Genomic DNA, 1,381 nt, shown 5'->3' with positions numbered 1-1,381 from the left:
GTGGAAAGCAATCTCGGTTTCCGCGTCGCCGGCAAGATCGTCGAGCGACTGGTGAACGTCGGTGAGCAGGTCAAATCCGGTCAGCCGCTGATGCGGATTGACGAAACCGACCTCCGTCTCGCGCTTACGGCGAAGCGCAATGCCGTTGCGGCAGCGCGCGCAACTGTCGTTCAGACCGACGCCGACGAGCGGCGCTACGCCAACCTGATGAACGACGGGTGGACGTCCAAGCAGCGCTACGAGCAGGCGAAGGCCGCGTCGGACACCGCCAAAGCGCAGCTTGCTGCAGCGGAAGCCGACGCAGAGGTCGCCGAGAACCAGGCGACCTACTCGCTCCTGGTTGCGGATGCGGACGGAACGGTCACCCAAACGCTGGGTGAGCCCGGCCAGGTCGTCGCCGCCGGCCAGGCGGTGGTTCGGCTGGCCCAGTCCGGTCCTCGCGAAGCCGTGGTGTCACTTCCCGAAACGATGCGGCCGGCGATCGGTTCGCTCGCCGAAGCGAGCCTGTATGGCAGCGACGGACGCCGCTTTACCGGGCATCTGCGCCAATTGTCGGACTCCGCCGATCCCCAGACCCGCACCTATGAGGCCCGCTACGTGCTCGATGGCGAGGCCGCGGCGGCACCGCTCGGCGCGACCGTCACCATTCGGCTTGCCAGCCAGGATCATCAGCCGGAAGTCCAGGTGCCGCTCGGAGCCGTGCTCGATGACGGCAGAACGACCGGCGTCTGGGTGTTCGACAGCGCGACCTCGACCGTACGCTTGCAGCCTGTCAAGCTTCTGCGCGTGACCAGCGAGACGGCCGTCATCTCCGGATCGAAGTCCGGTGACCAGATCGTTTCGCTCGGCGCTCATCTTCTGCACGATGGCGCTCGCGTCAAGACCGCCTCGGAAACCAGGAGCAAGTGATGAGCTTCAATCTCTCCGCGCTCGCCGTCCGCGAACGGGCCGTCACCCTGTTCTTCATCCTCCTATTGGCAGCCGCGGGCGCCTACGCCTTCCTCATGCTCGGGCGGGCCGAGGATCCGTCCTTCACCATCAAGACCCTGACGGTCACGACGGTCTGGCCGGGCGCGACCGCGCGCGAGATGCAGGACCAGGTCGCCGAGCCCCTGGAGAAGCGGATTCAGGAGCTGACCTGGTACGACCGGGTGGAGACGACGACGCGGCCGGGCTACGCCTACATGACGGTGACGCTGAAGGACAGCACGCCGCCCTCGATCGTGCAGGAGGAGTTCTACCAGGCCCGCAAGAAGCTGGGCGATGAAGCGCGCAAGCTGCCCTCCGGCGTGCTCGGCCCCTTCGTCAATGACGAATATTCCGACGTGAGCTTCGCCCTTTATGCCCTCAAGGCCAAGGGCATGCCGATGCGCGAGCTCGC

The 1,381-nt window shown here is 66.3% G+C and carries 2 protein-coding genes; both read left to right on the top strand.

Translation table 11 applies throughout. The annotated features are described in order from the left end of the window. On the top strand, positions 1-909 hold a 909-nt coding region (locus MOV75_RS38180), incomplete at its 5' end, for an efflux RND transporter periplasmic adaptor subunit (protein WP_247008003.1). Further along, positions 909-1,381 (top strand): efflux RND transporter permease subunit (locus MOV75_RS38175; protein WP_246932854.1); only part of this gene is annotated, 473 nt, incomplete at its 3' end. The genes MOV75_RS38180 and MOV75_RS38175, both read left to right, overlap by 1 nt.

The sequence above is a fragment of the Bradyrhizobium sp. PRIMUS42 genome, assembly GCF_023006515.1.
Lineage (GTDB): Bacteria > Pseudomonadota > Alphaproteobacteria > Rhizobiales > Xanthobacteraceae > Bradyrhizobium.
The sequence above is the reverse complement of the archived record's forward strand: the minus strand, read 5'-3'. Positions and strand labels throughout refer to the sequence as shown.